The sequence below is a fragment of the Pandoraea sp. 64-18 genome (assembly GCF_001899225.1).
In the GTDB taxonomy this organism is placed as follows: domain Bacteria; phylum Pseudomonadota; class Gammaproteobacteria; order Burkholderiales; family Burkholderiaceae; genus Pandoraea; species Pandoraea cepalis.
Genome location: NZ_MKVU01000006.1, coordinates 498,649 through 515,913, shown reverse-complemented (window position 1 = coordinate 515,913; position 17,265 = coordinate 498,649). Strand labels below are relative to the sequence as shown.

The 17,265-nt window shown below is 61.2% G+C and carries 24 protein-coding genes and 1 tRNA gene; 19 read left to right on the top strand and 6 right to left on the bottom strand.

Going from position 1 to position 17,265, the window contains the following annotated elements; translation table 11 throughout:
• Positions 1–215: hypothetical protein (locus BGP02_RS05075; protein WP_286798069.1), on the bottom strand; the 215-nt coding region annotated here is incomplete at its 3' end.
• Here BGP02_RS05075 and BGP02_RS05070 point away from each other — a divergent pair.
• The 18 genes from BGP02_RS05070 to BGP02_RS04985 all read left to right on the top strand — a co-directional run bounded on the left by BGP02_RS05070 (position 214) and on the right by BGP02_RS04985 (position 13,522).
• Positions 214–2,139, top strand: coding sequence for a phage tail tape measure protein (locus BGP02_RS05070; RefSeq protein ID WP_286798068.1), 1,926 nt, complete (start codon positions 214–216; stop codon positions 2,137–2,139). The two genes, BGP02_RS05075 and BGP02_RS05070, sit on opposite strands and share 2 nt — an antisense overlap.
• Entirely contained in the window at positions 2,136–3,095 is a 960-nt protein-coding gene (locus BGP02_RS05065; protein WP_286798066.1) for a hypothetical protein, read from the top strand. The genes BGP02_RS05070 and BGP02_RS05065 overlap by 4 nt, the downstream gene beginning before the upstream one ends.
• The gene (locus tag BGP02_RS05060; protein ID WP_286798064.1) at positions 3,088–4,218 is read left to right on the top strand and encodes a hypothetical protein; all 1,131 of its coding nucleotides are present in this window, start codon (positions 3,088–3,090) and stop codon (positions 4,216–4,218) included. Before BGP02_RS05065 ends, BGP02_RS05060 begins: the two co-directional genes overlap by 8 nt.
• A gap of 41 nt (positions 4,219–4,259) precedes the next feature.
• On the top strand, positions 4,260–4,868 hold the full coding sequence (locus BGP02_RS05055) for a phage baseplate assembly protein V (RefSeq protein ID WP_286798062.1): 609 nt from the start codon (positions 4,260–4,262) through the stop codon (positions 4,866–4,868).
• Positions 4,868–5,269, top strand: coding sequence for a phage tail protein (locus BGP02_RS05050; RefSeq protein ID WP_286798060.1), 402 nt, complete (start codon positions 4,868–4,870; stop codon positions 5,267–5,269). The genes BGP02_RS05055 and BGP02_RS05050 overlap by 1 nt, the downstream gene beginning before the upstream one ends.
• A complete protein-coding gene (locus BGP02_RS05045; RefSeq protein WP_286798058.1) occupies positions 5,266–6,390 on the top strand; it encodes a baseplate J/gp47 family protein in 1,125 nt (374 codons plus the stop codon). The genes BGP02_RS05050 and BGP02_RS05045 overlap by 4 nt, the downstream gene beginning before the upstream one ends.
• Entirely contained in the window at positions 6,390–7,061 is a 672-nt protein-coding gene (locus tag BGP02_RS05040; RefSeq protein ID WP_286798056.1) for a UCP028438 family phage-derived protein, read from the top strand. Before BGP02_RS05045 ends, BGP02_RS05040 begins: the two co-directional genes overlap by 1 nt.
• Positions 7,062–7,125: 64 nt before the next feature.
• Entirely contained in the window at positions 7,126–8,841 is a 1,716-nt protein-coding gene (locus BGP02_RS05035; protein ID WP_286798054.1) for a hypothetical protein, read from the top strand.
• A gap of 2 nt (positions 8,842–8,843) precedes the next feature.
• The gene (locus BGP02_RS05030; protein WP_286798052.1) at positions 8,844–8,996 is read left to right on the top strand and encodes a hypothetical protein; all 153 of its coding nucleotides are present in this window, start codon (positions 8,844–8,846) and stop codon (positions 8,994–8,996) included.
• A 66-nt stretch (positions 8,997–9,062) separates the two neighbouring features.
• Positions 9,063–9,341: a hypothetical protein gene (locus tag BGP02_RS05025; RefSeq protein WP_286798050.1), complete on the top strand. Its 279-nt coding sequence runs from the start codon at positions 9,063–9,065 to the stop codon at positions 9,339–9,341.
• The gene (locus BGP02_RS05020) at positions 9,338–9,814 is read left to right on the top strand and encodes a lysozyme (protein WP_286798048.1); all 477 of its coding nucleotides are present in this window, start codon (positions 9,338–9,340) and stop codon (positions 9,812–9,814) included. Before BGP02_RS05025 ends, BGP02_RS05020 begins: the two co-directional genes overlap by 4 nt.
• Before the next feature lie 54 nt (positions 9,815–9,868).
• Positions 9,869–10,111, top strand: a complete 243-nt coding sequence (locus tag BGP02_RS05015) for a hypothetical protein (RefSeq protein ID WP_174978294.1) — start codon at positions 9,869–9,871, stop codon at positions 10,109–10,111.
• A gap of 60 nt (positions 10,112–10,171) precedes the next feature.
• Positions 10,172–10,744, top strand: a complete 573-nt coding sequence (locus BGP02_RS05010) for a hypothetical protein (protein WP_286798044.1) — start codon at positions 10,172–10,174, stop codon at positions 10,742–10,744.
• On the top strand, positions 10,741–10,956 hold the full coding sequence (locus BGP02_RS05005) for a hypothetical protein (protein WP_286798043.1): 216 nt from the start codon (positions 10,741–10,743) through the stop codon (positions 10,954–10,956). Before BGP02_RS05010 ends, BGP02_RS05005 begins: the two co-directional genes overlap by 4 nt.
• The gene (locus tag BGP02_RS05000) at positions 10,953–11,267 is read left to right on the top strand and encodes a hypothetical protein (RefSeq protein WP_286798042.1); all 315 of its coding nucleotides are present in this window, start codon (positions 10,953–10,955) and stop codon (positions 11,265–11,267) included. The genes BGP02_RS05005 and BGP02_RS05000 overlap by 4 nt, the downstream gene beginning before the upstream one ends.
• 10 nt (positions 11,268–11,277) lie before the next feature.
• Positions 11,278–11,715: a hypothetical protein gene (locus BGP02_RS04995; RefSeq protein ID WP_286798041.1), complete on the top strand. Its 438-nt coding sequence runs from the start codon at positions 11,278–11,280 to the stop codon at positions 11,713–11,715.
• Entirely contained in the window at positions 11,712–12,074 is a 363-nt protein-coding gene (locus BGP02_RS04990) for a DUF1353 domain-containing protein (protein ID WP_286798040.1), read from the top strand. Before BGP02_RS04995 ends, BGP02_RS04990 begins: the two co-directional genes overlap by 4 nt.
• 209 nt (positions 12,075–12,283) lie before the next feature.
• A complete protein-coding gene (locus tag BGP02_RS04985) occupies positions 12,284–13,522 on the top strand; it encodes a HEPN domain-containing protein (RefSeq protein WP_286798039.1) in 1,239 nt (412 codons plus the stop codon).
• A 285-nt stretch (positions 13,523–13,807) separates the two neighbouring features.
• Here BGP02_RS04985 and BGP02_RS22320 read toward each other — a convergent pair whose 3' ends face one another.
• From BGP02_RS22320 to BGP02_RS04970, 3 genes are all read right to left on the bottom strand, one after another.
• Positions 13,808–13,990 (bottom strand): hypothetical protein, encoded by a 183-nt coding sequence (locus BGP02_RS22320; protein WP_353744091.1) that lies wholly within the window; start codon positions 13,988–13,990, stop codon positions 13,808–13,810.
• A gap of 76 nt (positions 13,991–14,066) precedes the next feature.
• Complete coding sequence (locus BGP02_RS04975; RefSeq protein ID WP_286798038.1) at positions 14,067–14,366, bottom strand: hypothetical protein; 300 nt, start codon at positions 14,364–14,366, stop codon at positions 14,067–14,069.
• A 14-nt stretch (positions 14,367–14,380) separates the two neighbouring features.
• A complete protein-coding gene (locus BGP02_RS04970) occupies positions 14,381–14,638 on the bottom strand; it encodes a hypothetical protein (RefSeq protein ID WP_286798037.1) in 258 nt (85 codons plus the stop codon).
• A 128-nt stretch (positions 14,639–14,766) separates the two neighbouring features.
• On the opposite strand from BGP02_RS04970, the gene BGP02_RS04965 reads away from it, so the two are divergent.
• Entirely contained in the window at positions 14,767–15,558 is a 792-nt protein-coding gene (locus BGP02_RS04965) for a DNA adenine methylase (RefSeq protein ID WP_286798036.1), read from the top strand.
• A 66-nt stretch (positions 15,559–15,624) separates the two neighbouring features.
• Here BGP02_RS04965 and BGP02_RS04960 read toward each other — a convergent pair.
• Positions 15,625–15,699, bottom strand: a tRNA-Arg gene (locus BGP02_RS04960).
• A gap of 158 nt (positions 15,700–15,857) precedes the next feature.
• On the bottom strand, positions 15,858–17,081 hold the full coding sequence (locus BGP02_RS04955) for a CaiB/BaiF CoA transferase family protein (protein ID WP_017231884.1): 1,224 nt from the start codon (positions 17,079–17,081) through the stop codon (positions 15,858–15,860).
• Between the last annotated feature and the right edge of the window lie 184 nt (positions 17,082–17,265).

Sequence of the window (17,265 nt, the reverse complement as noted above, 5' to 3'; positions counted from 1 at the left end):
TGATTGCCGAAGCTTGCGAGCACGAAGAAGGCCACGACCAGCAGAACCGGCGCCCAAAGCCACCACATCAGAATCGCGAAGACGAGCCACTTCAACAGCGACCCCGCCCACGAGCCCGAAACTCGGTCCGCGCGTGCACGGCGGACCTTTGGGTATTGGACGAAGCTGAACCGATCAGCGGCCCATTCCTGCATCCGATAGAGAATCTTTCCCATGTTTGAAGCCTATTCGATTGGCATCCGCGTTCGGCTGGTCAATCTGGCCACGCAGGGGCTGGCGTTGCTGGGTAAGGACATCCTCAAGACGCACGGCCAAGCGGTCCAGCTCGAAAAGCAACTCAACGCGCTGAAGCTTGCGGGGGCGGGTTTTGCCGCGATGAAAATCGGCGACGGCATGCTCGGCTCGCTCGGAAAAACTCTTGAGGTGTCCAAGGAGTATACGCGACAGCTTTCCCTGATGGGAGCATCGGGGATGTCGCAGAAGGAAATCGCGGAGGCGACCGGAGCGGCATGGAAGACGTCCAAGGACGTACTCACGAGCAGTGCGGCCGAAAACCTGTCGGCCATCCGCGAACTGCGGTCCGTCTTTGGTACCGATCACATGCACGAAGCCTACGGCATTCTGCCTGTGGTGCAGCGCACGCGCGCAGTGATGGAAGCCCTGAGCGGCAAACCGCAAGAGCATGTCGCCTTCGATATGGTCAAGGCGATCGAGCTGCGCAACACGGGCGTGATGAGCATGGAAACCATGCAGCGCAACGCCGACATGATGGCCAGGACGCTGATGGCATTTGGCGGCACGCTGAATGTGCACGACTACCACATGGCACTCAAGACGGCGAAGACGTCCGGGATGCGTCTGGACGACGATTTCGTCTACAAGTACCTGCCGACGCTGATGCAGGAGGTCAAGACGGGCAGCGGCGGCGCGCAGTCCGCCGGTACGATTCTTGAGACCATGCGCCGCGCGATCGCGGGCGGCCGGATCCCCGAGAAGATGATTGGCAACTGGCTCGATGCTGGGCTGGTCAATGCGAATGGCGTCGGGCGGGGTGGGGCGGGCAATCGCCACATCAAGCCGGGGTCGATCGTCGGCACGGAACTGTTTCTGTCGAACCCGTTCGAGTGGGCAAACACGATTGCACGCCCGGCGATCGAGAAGCTGATGAAGACCCGCAACGTCGGCTTCGATACGGCCACGGCGATGCTCTTCGGCGATCGGAACGCAGAGTTCGGCGTTTCGACGCTGATCAAGAAGGCCGCTCAATTCGAGCGTGACCGCAAGCTGGTCGAGTCCGAAGGCAACAGCATGGACACGTACCAGAAGCTGCTGAAAACGAACCCTCAGTTGGCATCCGGCGCGATGCATAAGCAGTGGGAAAACGTCCAGGCTCGGCTTGGATATGAAGTGCTGCCGCGCCTGATCCCCTACATGATCAAGTTTGCGGATTCGCTCGACGGCATTTCCCAGTGGATGCAGCGCAACGGCGCGGCAACGAAGACGATTGTCCTCGGCTTTGCCGGTGTTGCCGTTGCGCTTTCCGTGCTTGGACGTGTGCTGATGACTGCTGGAATCATTAAGTTCCTCGGTCTGGGACCCGTCATCGGGCGATTTTTCGGTGTTCTCGGAACGGGGCTGATGTGGCTCGGCAGAGCGCTCCTGATCGCTGGTCGTGCGCTTCTTCTTAACCCCGTCGGGCTTGTGATAACCGCAATCGCTGCGGCCGCCTACCTGCTATGGCGGAACTGGGATGAAGTGGGGCCGAAGTTGACCGCCGCTTGGGAGATGGTGAAGTCGTCCCTTGGCGCCGTGGCCGATTGGATTGTCTCGAAATGGAAATGGGTGAAGTCGCTATTGCCATTCGGCGGTGACGACAAGGAATCGACTTCCCCGGCGGCGCCGGGAACGCCAAATGCGCCGAGCGTCGACGGCGTCAGGTACGAGAGCCGCCATATCGCAACCCGCGACCAGGGGCAGCGTCCACTTCAGGCGAAGCTCTTCCTGACCGAAAGCGGCCGGCGCGAGATTGCTTCAAGCACTTCCGCAATTCAGGCGCGGGAAGTGTCTCGTCCGCTCGGCTCTGGCATGTACGACGTCGGTCTCGGGCTGCCCCCGGTCGGCATGAACTACGCAAAATGACCCCAGACACTGTTCTCATGCTCGGCGACTTCAGCTTCACGCGCCATGAGGTCCCTGAAAGCATCCGCTTTGGCGGCCAGCAGGCGCTGGTCGTGCACAAGATGGTCGGTGGCGTGCGGCACGTTCAGGCAATGGGCGACGATCCGGAACCTTTGTCGTGGTCGGGCCTGTTTTTCGGTTCCAATGCCCTCGAGCGCGCGCTGTACCTGAAGACGTTGAAAGAGTCCGGCCAGGAACTCGAACTGATCTGGTCCGAGCTCTACTACCTCGTCGTCATCCGCGAATTCACGGCGGACTTCGAGCGCTGGCACCAGCTTCCGTACCGCATCACGTGTGAGGTCGTGGAAGACCTGACGCGCTCGGTGCGCGACGTGCCGGACGCGGGCATCGACGCTCTCGTGAGCGACGACATGCTATCGATCGGCGGCCTCTCTGACCTGGTCGGCGACGGTCCGCTGTCCGCGCTGGTAGGTGGCCTCAACACGGCAATCGGTCAGGTGTCGAGCTTCGCCAAGGCCGCGCAAAGCACCATAAACGGGGTGCTACAACCGCTCAATGCGGTGCGCTCGCGGGTTCAGACGTTGATTGCGTCGACGAACAACACGCTGCTCAATGTCACGACACTGGGCGGCATTCTGCCGAACAACCCGATTTCTCAGAATATCGCGCGCTTGACTCAGCAAGTGACCGCTGCAACGCAACTGCCAGTGCTGGCTCAGCTCAACACGGTGGTCGGGCGCCTCGGCAAGAACCTCGGCACGATCAACGCTGGAACGAAGAGCCTAACCCTCGCTGGCGGCAATCTCTATCGCGTGGCCGCCAACGAGTATGGCGACGCGATGGGGTGGACGACGGTCGCCGCGGCAAACGGCATCACCGATCCGGTGCTGAACGGCGTGAACTCGGTGAAGATCCCGCCGTACAACGTGCCCACGGGGGGCGTGTTCAATGCGTAGCCTCAACCAGGTGCCGATTGCAGCTGCTGCCACCCGGCCACGAGGGGCCGTAAAGCTGAATGACACGCTGATCACGGGCTGGGTGAGCTGGGAAGCTGAGTCGAACGGTTTCTACTCAGCGGACACCTTTCGGGTGACGTTCGTCGCCGACATGCTGCCAAGCGACCGCGACGCGCGCTGGTTTTCCGAGCAGTCGGACATGTTCGTCGAGCTTTTCGGGGGCTATCCAAATGACCCAGACAGGTATGAGTTGACGGACCTTGTCAGCGAACTGTACGGCCGCGTCGACGATATCGATTTCGACATCGTGGCCGGCACGATCGAGCTGGTCGGGCGTGATCTCACGTCGGTATTCATCGACGCAAAGACAACCGAGAAGTGGCCGAACCTGACCGCGTCGCAGATCGCCACGCAGCTCGCGCAGCGTCATGGCCTTACGCCGGTGGTCACTGCGACGAACGCCAAGGCTGGCAAGTACTACGAGATCGATCACGTCAACTTGACCGATCAGCGTAGCGAGTGGGACTTGCTGGCATATCTCGCGCACATCGAGGGGTTCGTCGTGTACGTCAAGGGCAAGGAACTGCACTTCGAGCCGAAGACGGATCCCGACTCGACGCCCTATCTGATTCAGTGGGTTCCGCCGGATGACACGAAGGGCTACCCCGAAGCGAATGTCGTGGACATGAAATTCAGCCGTGCGCTGACAGTGTCCCGGGGCATCCAGGTCGTGGTGCGGACGTGGAACGCCAAGCAAAAGAAGGGCTTCACGGTGTCGTACCCGAACAAGGCCAAGACGACACAGGCGGGCAAGGCGAAGCCATTCGGCGGCGCACAGATCTACAGCTACACCATTCCGGGCCTGACACAAGAGCAAGCGCTGGAACGCGCCCAGAAGATCTATGCGGAACTCATCGCGCACGAGATGAAGCTTCAGATTTCCCGCATGCCCGCCGACTCGATCCTCGGGGTCACAACGATGGTCGAGGTTGCCGGTACGGATACGGCCTGGGACCAGAAATATTTTCCGGACAGTGTCGTTCGCCGAATGAGCATGACCGATGGCTACGTGATGTCGCTGAACGCCAAAAACCATGCCCCTGATTCGACGGTGACGCTATGAACCCTCATGCGCTTGCGAACGCGATGCGCGGGCTGGCTCAGATGAATGCTGGCACGCGCTCGGAATCGCGCGACGGGACGATCAGCAGTTATGACCCGGCCGCGCACGCGGTCAAAGTGCTTCTGCAGCCGGAGGGGACGGAAACGGGCTGGATCCAGCTCGCGGCAGCGGCCGTCGGGGTAGGGTGGGGTGTGGTGTTTGCACCGTCCATTGGGGACGCGATAAAGGTCGATTTCGTCCTCGGCAACGCCGAGACGCCCGTTGCGGTGGCGCGATTCTTCAATGACGTCGACCAGGCGATGCGGGTGCCGTCCGGTGAGTATTGGATGGTGCACAAATCCGGCGCGTTCATGAAGATGACGAACGACGGGAAGGTCGCGATCAACAGCCTGGTCGAGATCGATGCCACGGCGCCGACGATCATGATCCAGGCCACCGGGAACGTGAACGTGCAAGCCGGTGGCCAGGCAAACATCACCGCGCCGGCCATCAACCTTGGCGCGGCGGGCCAATCGCTGCTTTCCATCATCACATCAGCGTTCATGTCCCTGTTCAACGGCCACACCCATAACGAGACGGGGACGGTCACGGCTGCCCCGAATCAACAGATGGGGGCGGCGCACATGACGTCTACGGTCAAGGCATCCTGATGAGCGATTTGAATCACATGTGGGGCTCAGACCTTACCGTCTCGGCCTCGGGCGATTTGCAGCTAGTCGGCGGAGCCGACCAGACGCAACAGCGTATCTTGCGGCGCCTGATGACCAACCCGCGCGGCCCGGCCGTTGGCGGGACGCCGCCGGAACCCGGCGATTACATCTTCCATCTGGATTACGGGGCGGGCCTGCCGCGCGAAGTCGGGCGCACGCTGGATGCGGGGCGCATCCGCGCCAAGATTCGCGGTCAGATCCTGCGTGAAGCCTCGGTTGCCCGCCGGCCGGCCCCTGTGATCGATGTTCAAGCCATCGCGCGCGGTGTCAGCGTGTCGATTCGCTATACGGACGCGGCCACCGGCCAGCCCGCCACCCTCAGTTTCAACGTGAATCAATGACCATTTCCACGAAAGACTTCGTGACGCTGGTGCGCGAGCAGGTGACGGCCATCCAGGGCGCTGCTGCGGGGCTCGTAGACCTCACCATCGGCTCGACGCTGCGCGCGGTCGTCGAGGCGACCGCAGCTGTTGCCTTGTGGCTGCAATCGCTGATTCTGCAGTTGCTGGTCATCACGCGGGCATCGACGTCGAGCGGTTCCGACCTTGATTCATGGATGGCTGATTTCGGGGTGACCCGAATTCCTGCTGACCCGGCCAGCGGGCTCGTGAAGTTCGCTCGGTTTACGCCGACGCTCAATGCGATCGTGCCGATCGGTGCGCGCGTGCAGACGGGGGACGGCACGCAGACGTTCGCAGTCACGCTGGATGCAACGAACCCGGCGTACGACGCGACTCAGAACGCCTATGTGTTGGGCTCTGGTACGCCTTACGTTTCGGTGCCGGTGCTCGCTCAAGTTGCTGGCGCGTCCGGCAATGTTGTTGCCGGTGCGGTGAACACGATCGTGCAGGGCATGCCCGGCATCGACACCGTGACCAACGCCGCAGCGTTTACCAACGGCGCCGATGCCGAGATCGACACGGCACTGCGCGCCCGCTTCGTCGCGTACATCGGCAGTCTGTCGAAGGCCACGAAGGCGGCGGTTCTCTATGCTGTGCTTTCGCTGCAACAGAACGTCAGCGCCACGGTTACCGAAAACCAGCAGCGCAGCGGCTTGGCGCAGCCCGGGTTCTTCTATGTGATCGTCGACGACGGCACGGGCAGTCCTTCGTCGACGCTGCTTGCGTCTGCGGCCAATGCGATTGAAGATGTGCGCCCGCTGAGCGTGACATACGGCGTGTATGGGCCCAATACGGTCATCGCCAACGTGGTCATGGCAATTGTGACAGCGAGCGGGTACGACCACGCTGCAACCGTCGCCCTCGTGGCAGCGGCGATTCAGAACTACATCAACACGCTCGGACTCGGCGTGTCGCTGAGCTTCACCCGCCTCGCGCAGGTCGCCTACGCGGCATCGGACGGGGTCACGAACGTTACCGGCGTCACGCTGAACGGCGGCACGTCGGACCTCGCTGCCACGTCGCAGCAGACCATCAAAGCCGGTACGGTGCAGGTGACGTGATGACGGGTGACCAACAGGACATGTTTCAGCGCCTGCGCGCGCTGCTCCCGACGGCCTGGTTCCCGGGCGTCGCCGAGATCCTCGACGCGCTGCTGGCGGGCATCGCGTACGGCCTGAGCTTTGTCTATTCGCTGTGGGCCTACGCGAAACAGCAGACACGTATTGCGACGGCCACCGACGGCTGGCTTGACATGATCGCGTGGGACTTCTTCGGCGCGGCGCTAATGCGCGAGCCTGGGCAGTCCGATGATTCGTTCCGTATTCGGATCGTCATCAACCTGCTGCGGGGAAAGGGTACCCGGCCGGCGATGGTCCAGGTGCTGAAGGATGTAACCGGACAAGCGCCGACCATCTTCGAGCCGAACCGGCCGATGGACATGGGCGCGCTGAACTCGCCAACGTCTGCCGGCTACTGCGGCGTCGCTCGGTTAGGCTCGATGGCCGTTCCTTACACGGCGATGATCACCGCGTTCCGTCCCGTCGCTACGGGCGGCACTGCTGGGGCGGCGTACTGCGCCGCGCCGTCGCAATCGGCACTGAACACGCCACTCGCTTCGTCCTACACGAACTCTTCGTCCTACACCCATTCGTCGGCGTCCGACGCCGACATCTACGCCGCCGTCGACGCTGTCAAGCCAGTGGGCACGGTCATGTGGGTGGCCATCCGCTGATTGCAGAATTTCTTCATTGACCAGGGTCGCCAAGTGCGGCCCTTTTTCATTTCGGGGGCAATCCTTGAACCGTCTCATTACCCAGATCGGGCAATCGATCTACGAGTGGTTTTTCACGAAGCCGGCGCAGGACAACATGATCGCGCACGGGAAGTTGGCTGCGGCTGTGCTCGGGACGTCCACAATCGCCAATGGGCTGGCGTGCGCGCCGACGTCGCCAGCCTCGCTGCAGGTCAGTCTCGGTCCAGGGGAAATTTACGCGCTTGCGCCGCTTGAGGCCACGGTGTTCGGGACGTTGGCTGCCGACACTACTCATCAGGTCTTTAAGCAGGGGATTCTTCTCGATCCGACGCTCGTGTCCTGCCCGCCGCCGCCGACCGCCGGCCAAGCGATCAACTACCTGGTCCAAGTCCAATATCAGGATCAGGACGTAAGCCTCGATCCGACGACTGGCAATGCAACGCCGGTGGTACTGCAGTTCTATAACTCGTCGAACCCTTCGCAGCCCTGGCAGGGGCCCAACAACAGCGGCCAAACCAGCAACACGTTCCGGAAAGGGATTGTTGCGATTCAGGCAAAGGCGGGCATCGCCGCGACGACGGGCACGCAGGTTACGCCGGCGGCCGACACCGGGTGGACTGGGATCTGGGTAGTGACGGTCGCGAACGGGCAGACGTCGATCACCGCGGGGAACATCACGCAATACAGTGGCGCGCCTATCTTGTCCGAGACGCTCACCCAGAAGATCAGCCAAGCAACGGGGGACGGGCGCTACGCGGCGCTTGCCGGGGCCGTAGCGCAATTGTTTTCCGTCGCTCCGGCGACGCAGCCGCAGCACGCGGTGCAGCTTGCCCAGCTTCAATCCAGTGTCGGCTCGACGGGGGCCGCGTCGTCTCGAAACAAGCTCTTCAACAGCGGCGCGCAGGTCGCGATCCAGTCGACTGTGCCGACGCTTACCACGTCGCCGCAGTACGGTCCGGTCGAGATGATTGCCGCGTGGGCGTCGGGCGGTGCGATCACCGCTGGCACGCTGACGCAAGACACGGCAGCGCCCGTTGGTCGAACTGGGTATGCGGCCAAACTCGCTGGCTGCACGCTGACCGGCGCCGGCCAAGTATCTTGGCGGTACCGAATGGAAGCGGCGGACGCAGTCAAATTCAAGAACCAGACCGGCACGTTTCAGATCGGTGTTCAGCACGATGTCGGCTCGGCCATCAATTACACGGTGGTGTTCCGCAAGCCGACCACGACCGCTGATGATTTCTCTGCGGTGACGACGATCGGCACCAGCTCGGCGTCGTCTGTGGCGAGCGCGACCGGCGCTGTGGTCACGGCAACTCAGGCTCTGGGCGATTGCTCGAAGGGCTTGGAGATCGAGGTTCAGGTCGCGTGCGGCGCGGTCACGACGAAGAATTTCTGGTTCACTGAGTGGCAGTTGGAGGAGGGCACGGTGGCTTCCGCCGTCACGCGCAAGAACTATCCGGACGACCTCAAAGACTGTCAGCGCTACGCGCTTAACGTGCCGGTGGGAGCGCTCTTCATCAGCGGTTGGGCGGGGTCCGTCAGTGCTCCGGTTGGAACCTGCGGAATTGACTATCCGGTCGAAATGCGAGTTGCCCCGTCCGTTCCGTCGATTTCATTCTCCCTGACTCAATGCAACACGCCTGTCATCAACTACAACTCAACACGCTGTTTGCGTCTGGCAGCTACCGGAACCGTAGCGTCTGGATCAGCAGGTGCAGCTAACAACGCCGCTTTCGTCATCACTGCGAGGCTCTGAACATGTATCAGCTCTACATCACCGAGGGCTTCGTCACGCGCCTTTCGGACGGCGCAACCATTCCGATGGCCGACGGTAACGTCGACTATGAAGAGTTCAAGCGATGGCTCGCGGCGGGTAACACGCCACTGCCAGCCGATAAGGTCGCGCCGTAATCCGGCAGCTACCACCCACGCATTCCACCGCCGCCTTCGGGCGGCTTTTTTCATTTCCGGGGAACCATGAATCAGGAACAGATCATGGAAATGTCCGAGAGCGATTTCCGCGCCTTCGTGACCCAGCATCTTGCCGCGATGCGGGCCGAAATGGTCGCAAACACAGAGCAGACCAAAGAGACCGGTGAGGCGATGAAGGGCCTGATCGAGGTCTTTCAGATCATGCAGGGCGGCATCCGTTTCCTGGGCGTGCTCGGGAAAATTGCCAAATTCCTGACGCCGTTCGTCGCGCTCGCGGGGGCAGTGTGGGCATTGATGCATGGCAAATGGCCGGATCGACTATGAGCGAGACGACCAATCCGCTAATCAAGCGGGCCGTCGCCGCGGCTGCGGGCGGCGCCATTGCGATCGCAGCCGTGATTGTGCCTGCGTTCGAGGGCTCACGGCTCTCGGCCTATCTCGATCCCGTCGGCATTCCGACGATTTGCTACGGCCATACGGCCGGCGTGAGGGTGGGGCAGGTGAAGAGCCAGGCGCAGTGCGACGAGCTGCTGCGCGGCGATCTGGGCATTGCGCTCACCACTGTCGACCGCATGGTCAAGGTGCCGATGCCTGAGACCCGCCGCGCTGCGCTCGCGAGTTTCGTCTACAACGCCGGCGCGGGCAATTTTGCGAGCAGCACCATGCTGCGCAAGATCAATGCTGGCGATCCTGTTGGGGCCTGCAACGAACTGCCCAAGTGGGTCTATTCCAAGGGGCAGGTGCTGCCAGGCTTGGTTCAGCGCCGCGAGCAAGAGCGACAGCTCTGCCTCATGTAACCGCCGCCATTTGAGCGGCTTCTTGCTTTTTCACCACCAGAAGGAACATCACTGATGCCCAACATGCGCGCCAAGGTCCAACTGAATCGGATCGAACAATTCCAGAGCAGCGAGATTCTGCACTTCAACGCCGTTGCAGCCAAGGCTTACCCGGCAGACGGGAGTGACGAGGACAACACCTATGCGAAGTACTCGCCGTCGGCCGAGTTCAAAATTCATATCAACAATCCATCCCTGTTGGGTCAGTTCAAGGTCGGCGAGAAGTACTACGTCGATTTCACCCCGGCCCCCGTCTGATCAAACTGCCATCGGCACCAACGAGACCGCCTTCGGGCGGTTTTTTATTTCCGAGGGCATATGTCCGACGTAACCCAGACCCACGAAGAGAAAGAAACCCTGAGCGTCGACGTGCTGCTGCCTGGCCACGTTCCGCGCACGACCACCGCGTTATTCACCCGCACGCGCAAGGCGCTGATCGAGCGCGAGGCTGGCAGGTGCTTCGTCTGCGGCGGAACCGATCACGACACAGGGCATCCGCTCGAGGCGCACCACAGCCCGATCGAGCGCAGCACCGCCAATCTGATCGACTGGTCGCGCTTTGCGGAAGACTGCCGCGCCGGTGTATGGGGTGCACGTGCCCAGGCATTCGACTGGGATGGTTTCCTCAAGGGCGCGCAGCAAATGACTGTCGCAGGCGAGACGCCACTTCACCCCGACGTCACCTACCTGGTGCCGGCTGATCCGTACCTGTTCATCGATGACATGACCGTCAACGGCTTATTGCTGTGCCGGGACCACCACATCGGCAAGGACGAGGGCATCCACGCGATGCCGTTCCCGCTTTGGGTCGCGCAGAAGTATGCGATCGAGGGCTACCGCTTCACGCCGACCGAGATCATTCACCACCACGAGAAGGACACGACGAAATGAACCAGACTTCGAGCGTAGTTACCGGCGGCATCACCATCAGCGCTGCAACCCTTGAGCCGGCCGTGAGCTGGGCCCTGGCCGCGATCTTCCATGCCCCGGTGCCCGACAGCGTGTCGGCCCTGGTCACGGGTGCGCTGGCCGCCAGCGCTCACCTTGCGATCAATGCGCTGAACAAGCGTTTCGCGGGCGCGGCCGCAGTTGCCCCGCAATGATCCGCGCCGCGCTCGCGTGTGCGGCTGGCCTGGCGCTGGCGGCCTGTGCCGGCACTGCTCGGTATGAGGTGCGGCCGTTCTATGACTCGACCGGCCGGCTGATCTGCTGCGAGGCGTCCGTCTCGAGCAGCAAGGACGTCGGCACCGTCACCGTGCGCGTCAGCAACACCCCCGACGGCTTCAGCCTCGACTTCGGCGAGACGGGCGTTTCCGCCAGCGCGCCGATCATCGCCGGCGGCGGCATCGCTTCCAGCATCTCGGCCGCAGTCACCAGCGCGGCGGCTGCCGCCGTCAAGCTCACCACCCCGTAAGGAAATCACCATGAAGCGTTTTGCCATTCTGGCCGCGTGCGCGGCCATGCTTTCGTTCGTCCTCGCGGCCTGTTCCACGACCGGCCAGACGGTACCGACGCCGGCGCAGGTCGCCGCCCGCGTGTGCCCGCCTGTCGAAGTGGCGCTCGCATCGCTGCAGCAGGTCAACGGCATGAGCGACACGGCGCTTCACGCGCTTTCCAACGCGCAGCCGGTCGTGAATGCGGTGTGTGCGTCGGGCTCGACTGTCGACGCCGTCAACCTTCAGACGCTCGCGAGCGCGGGCCTTCCCGCGATCATCACTGTGGCGAAGGCGTCGCCGCTGTCCGCGCAGGATCAGGACCGCATCGTGCTGGGCGTGACGTCCGCGCAGATTCTGTTGACCGCGGCGATCGCGGCCTGGCCTGCGGACATCCCGACGGGCGCGTCGGAGCCGACCGCGAAATGAGCCGGTTCCTCACGCGTCTGGTCATCGAGAACGCCACCGGTTGCGATGATGGCCGGTGGCGGCTCGCCGCGGCGCTCGTGTATCAATCCGACGTTGCCGACGAAGTTTTCATCGTGCCGCGCGGATTCATCACCGACCTGGCGTCGGTGCCCAGGCTGCCGGTCGTGTATTGGCTGACAGGAGGGACGTCGAACGAGGCGGCCGTCGTGCATGACTGGCTTTACACGACTCAGCCGGTGCCGCGGGCGCTAGCCGACAAAGTGCTGCGTGAAGCGTCAGCGGTGACGTGTGTGCCCGCGTGGCGCCGGTGGCTGATGTACTGGGGCGTGCGGCTCGGAGGTGCATCACATTGGGGTTGACGTTGGCAAAATTGTCTAAGCGGCCGGCGTCTCAGGCCTACACCGCGACTTGCCAGTCGTGCCATTGACGGCGATGAAGCGTCTACGCATTCGCAGAAAAGTGCGCGAGAGAATTGACATCTTGAGCCGAGATCACGTTCATAGGGGCAGGCACGATGGGATAATGATAGTTGTGATCCAACAATTGTTTTGAAGGACGGAGCGTCAGTATGACTGAGAAGTTGAGTATGCGAACCGCGCTTGATCTGGCGATTGAATCCGGCGCGCGGTTCCTTGAGCTTCCCGCCCATGACACTCCTGCGGGTGGGAGAGCTGTCTATGTGCCGCAGCAATTCTGCGAATATGTTGAACGTCTCCCGGAGTGTCGAGAGTTTGAGGGGAAACTGCTGAATAGCGGCATGGGAGCGTCCACGCTTCAACCATTTGCGCTTGCTAACGCGTTGATACAACGCTCTCTCGAGCAAGGAACGGAGTCAGCTGCTCAGGCCTTTGAAGATTTTTTTCGATCCGACTACTTGCCGAGTGTCGAGATCGTCATGTTGAGCGGGGTTAAGGTCACTGAGAAAGTAGAACTGATGGATGGAGTTTTCTTGGCGCCCATTGACGATGTGCCATCCAGCACGGTACGTTGGTTCCTATCTCAGGAAGCCAGAACGACGCTCAAAATGCATTTTCCTGACTTCAATTCTTTGGGTGCGCTGCCGGCCGGTGCGGTCCTATATCGCAACATTAATTTGCATCCGAAATATATTGCCCCTCTGCAACCCGGCGAGTTCCGTCCAATACGCGAAGGGGCACAGACTTTACATCAGGTGGCAAGGCTTCTCGCATTGATCGGGCCTAGTTCTCCGCATGTGTTCCGGGCATTTTTTGAGCTGAGGGACGGCGAACTTTTGAAGGGGCACTCTGGATATAGCTGGTCGATGACCAGCGAAGAGACCCGTGTTCAATCTCACGTTTCCGTCGGAGGTGGCGAAATCCGTGATCTTGTACCAATAATTCGCGCGTATTTTGAACTGAACGAGAGTGTGAGACGTCGCCTGGACGTGCCATTACATCGACTGAATGAAGCTGTAAGACATCAAACCGCTGTCGACCGGGCCCTCGATCTTGGCATCGCATTGGAATCCTTGCTTCTTCCAGGGAACGTAAAAGACCAACTGACCCTGCAGTTTCGACTCAACGGTGCTTGGTTGCTCGGTTCTGACGTCGCTCACCGAAAGGAACTGAACGAGAAACTGAAAGTTCTCTATAGCCTTCGATCCAAGGCTGCCCATAATGGCAAGTTTTCGTCTAAGGAAGGCAACGTAGAAGATGTCTTGAAGGATGGACTAGCGTTTTGTGCCAAGGCAATCCGAAAGATCATCTTGGAAGGGGGACATCCTCGCTGGGAGGATCTCGTGCTGGGTGCGGGATACGTTGTGGACGCACCCAAGGCGAATGGCTGACGTCCGACATGACCTTCACATTTCTTGTGACTGGCTGATTTGCTGTAGCGAATATCCCTCGCAGGGGGCATTTGATTGCTACCGCTCGGAGCGGGTAGAGATCATATACGAGAAATGCTCTCATGAATTATCATTCAATAAAAAATGATAATTAAAATGATCTTTTTTAATGGTGTTGATCTAGCTCGATCTCAGCCCCGATCTCACGCATTCGAGCAAGAACGCAATCCAACTCTTCTCGCACAAGCACCAAGCGCGCGGCACCGAAAAAGATCATCTGAGGGCTCATCTCGCGAGACTCCGCTCACCGGTGTACTTGCGCCATTGCTGACCGCCAGCAATCCCAAACAGTTCGGCGATTTGCTCGCCGGTTTTGTCGAGTTCGTTCTTAAGCGATTGGAAGTCGGATGCGGAGGGGGCTTTGTAGTGCATATGATAATGCCGCCTTCCGGCGGCTCTTGGTTTCATGCTGGGTGTCGGTCTGCACGCTGCGCACTGCCACCACACCATACATTAACACCGATGGGCGCGGTATCCAGCGCTTCTATCGGGGCGGCGCACCGGGTATTCCGTGAGGCTCTCCCCGGCGCTGCCTCTGGTCGGAGAGAATGGCCCGAAGGCACTCGAGCGCGATCAGTGTACCGAGGCCTGCATCCTTCCACTCCTGGTGGATGATCGCGTAGAGTTTTTCGATTTCCCCGAGCACCCTTTCCTTTCGCTGGGCATCGAGCCGACGAAACGCCACTTCCTCGATCGCTCGGCGCACGTTCGGATCCTTGTTCGTCAGCCACAGGCTGCGCAACTGATCGATGGTCAGGTCTGACGGGCGGGGATTCAACGGCATAGCACACCCCGCAGCTACGCCGCCGCGTACTCGTCGAGTACTGTGATTCGCCCGTGCTCGAACAGGACCTTCGGCGATTCCATGGCACCAGTCTCGGGGTCGAGCAGAACCTCGTAGGCTGCGACGCCGGCGTGCCGCTCGCGCATCGAGTGCGCGACACGCACGGCGCCGACGCTGGTGCTGGCCGGCCGCACTTCAACGGGAAGCAGCTCGTCGCCTTTCCCTTTGCGGAACGGGACGACGATGAATCGGGTGACGTGTGGGTCTCGCATGGTGGCCTCCCTCTCGCGCGGATGAGGGACGTAAACTAGCATGAATTACTGTATAAAAACACAGTATAATTTTGAGTGAAATTCGCTGGTCCCGGCGAATCTGTCTGATAGGACTTCTCGCTCACACCATGACCAAACCTATCATCCCGTGGATTGGCGGTAAGCGCCGTCTGGCTGATGATCTCATTCCCCGGTTCCCGCCCCACAAGACCTACGTCGAAGTGTTCGCCGGCGGCGCGGCCCTCTATTTCATGCGGCACCCCGCTCAAGTCGAAGTCATCAACGACATCAACGGCGAGCTGGTGAATCTCTATCGCGTGGTGCAGAACCACCTCGAGGAGTTCGTGCGCCAGTTCAAGTGGGCGCTTTCGAGTCGCGAGGTATTCAAGTGGTTGCAAGACACGCCGCCGCGTGTGCTGACGGACATCCAGCGCGCCGCGCGCTTCTACTATCTTCAGCAGAATTGTTTCGGCGGGAAGGTGCAAGGGCAGACGTTCGGAACGGCCGCGACGACACCGCCTGGACTCAACTTGCTTCGGCTTGAGGAGAACTTGTCAGCCGCGCATCTGCGCCTCTCGAGTGCATATATCGAGAACCTGGACTGGCACGCATGCATCGAAAAGTACGATCGCGAGCAGACCTTCTTCTACCTCGATCCGCCGTATTGGCAAACCGAGGGATACGGCGTTGAATTTCCGCTCGCAGAGTACGAGCGCATGGCGGCGCTCTTACGTAGCATCAAGGGCAGAGCGATCGTGAGTTTGAACGACCACGCGGACGTGCGGCGGGTGTTCGATGGATTCGAGATTGATACCTGCGAGATCAAGTACACGGTCGGCGCAGACAAGCCGGTCGATCGTACTGAGGTGATCATCTACAGTTGGGACCGGCACGCCGAACCCGCGGGGCTGTTTGGATGAGTGGCGATGAAGGCCCGCAGATTTGACACAAACGTGTCACGGCGAGCGCCGAAACCCTTGTCCGGCTGGTCCCCCCGACAGGAATCGAACCTGTATCTAGCGCTTAGGAGGCACTCGTTCTATCCATTGAACTACAGGGAGGGCGCGATGACGGTTTGACGCAGGCATCCTTCAGTCTCGCGAGCGCAAGAGTATAACAAAAAGACCTTGCGCGACACCGTCAAAGCAGCGATCGCGATCTGGCTCATGCCGCTGACGCGTCGCCGAACACGTCGGTTGTGTATGCGGGCGTGGCCGTGTCAAACCACACCCTCGGCGCGCAGCTGCTCGATCCTGGCGTCGTCGAAGCCGAGGCGTTCACGCAGGATGTCGTCGCTGTGCTGCCCCAACGTGGGCGGCGCGGTGCGCGCGATCGGCGGCGTCTCGCTCATCTTCATGGGACTCGCGACCACCCGGGCGACACCCCCAGACGGATGCGGCAACGCCACTTCCATGCCGCGCGCCTTCACCTGCGGATTCGCGAACACCTCCGGCAACGTGTTGATCGGCCCGCATGGCACGCCCGCCGCTTCCAGCTTGTCGATCCAGACATCCTTCCCGAACTTGCGCACCATGTCGGCGAGCATCGGCACGAGCACTTCCCGTTGCCGCACGCGCGATGGATTCGTCGCAAAACGTGCGTCGTCCGCCAGTGCCGCTTCGCCGCCAGCCTCCACGAACTTGCGGAACTGGCCGTCGTTGCCCACCGCCACGATGATCCAGCCGTCGTCCGCCGTCTGGAATGTCTGGTACGGCACGATGTTCGGATGCGCATTGCCCCAGCGAACCGGTGCCTCGCCGCTTGCGAGATAATTCGTGTTCATGTTCGCCAGCATCGCCACCTGCGTGTCGAGCAGCGCCATGTCGATGTGTTGACCGACTCCCGTGCGGTCACGATGCGTGAGCGCTGCCATGATGGCGATGGTCGCGTACATCCCGGTCATCAGATCGGCAATCGCGACGCCCGCCTTCTGTGGGCCGCCGCCCGGCAGGCCGTCACGCTCGCCCGTAATGCTCATGAAGCCCCCGATCCCCTGCACGATGAAGTCGTAGCCCGCGCGCGACGCGTAGGGGCCATCTTGGCCGAAGCCTGTCACCGAGCAATAGACGAGATCGGGCTTGATGGCGCGCAACGACGCGTAATCCAGCCCGTATTTCGCCAACTGACCAACTTTATAGTTCTCGACGATCACGTCGCTCTGCGCCGCCAATGCCTTGACGATCGCCTGCCCTTCGCCAGAGGCGATATCCAACGTGAGCGAGCGCTTGTTGCGGTTTGCGGCGAGGTAGTAGGCGGCTTCGCCCGTCTCGCGTCCGTCGGCGTCACGCTGATAAGGCGGCCCCCATCGGCGAGTGTCGTCCCCGACACCGGGGCGCTCGACCTTGATCACGTCCGCGCCCAGATCGGCCAGATTCTGTGTGGCCCATGGGCCGGCCAACACGCGCGAAAGGTCCAACACCCGGATATGACTCAGCGCACCCATCGTCCGCTCTCTCCTCGATTTCATCGTCTGATTGCTGTCCCGACGTTGTGATCGGAACATTGTTTTGCATTGCGGAACTAGCGCGTTGAAGTCTACGGTGTGCAATGCGCAACTGACCAGCGCCGTTTCGCAGTGCGGTTGTTGGCTGGGCGCTGTGGGGGGACTGATTTCCCGTATAATCAAA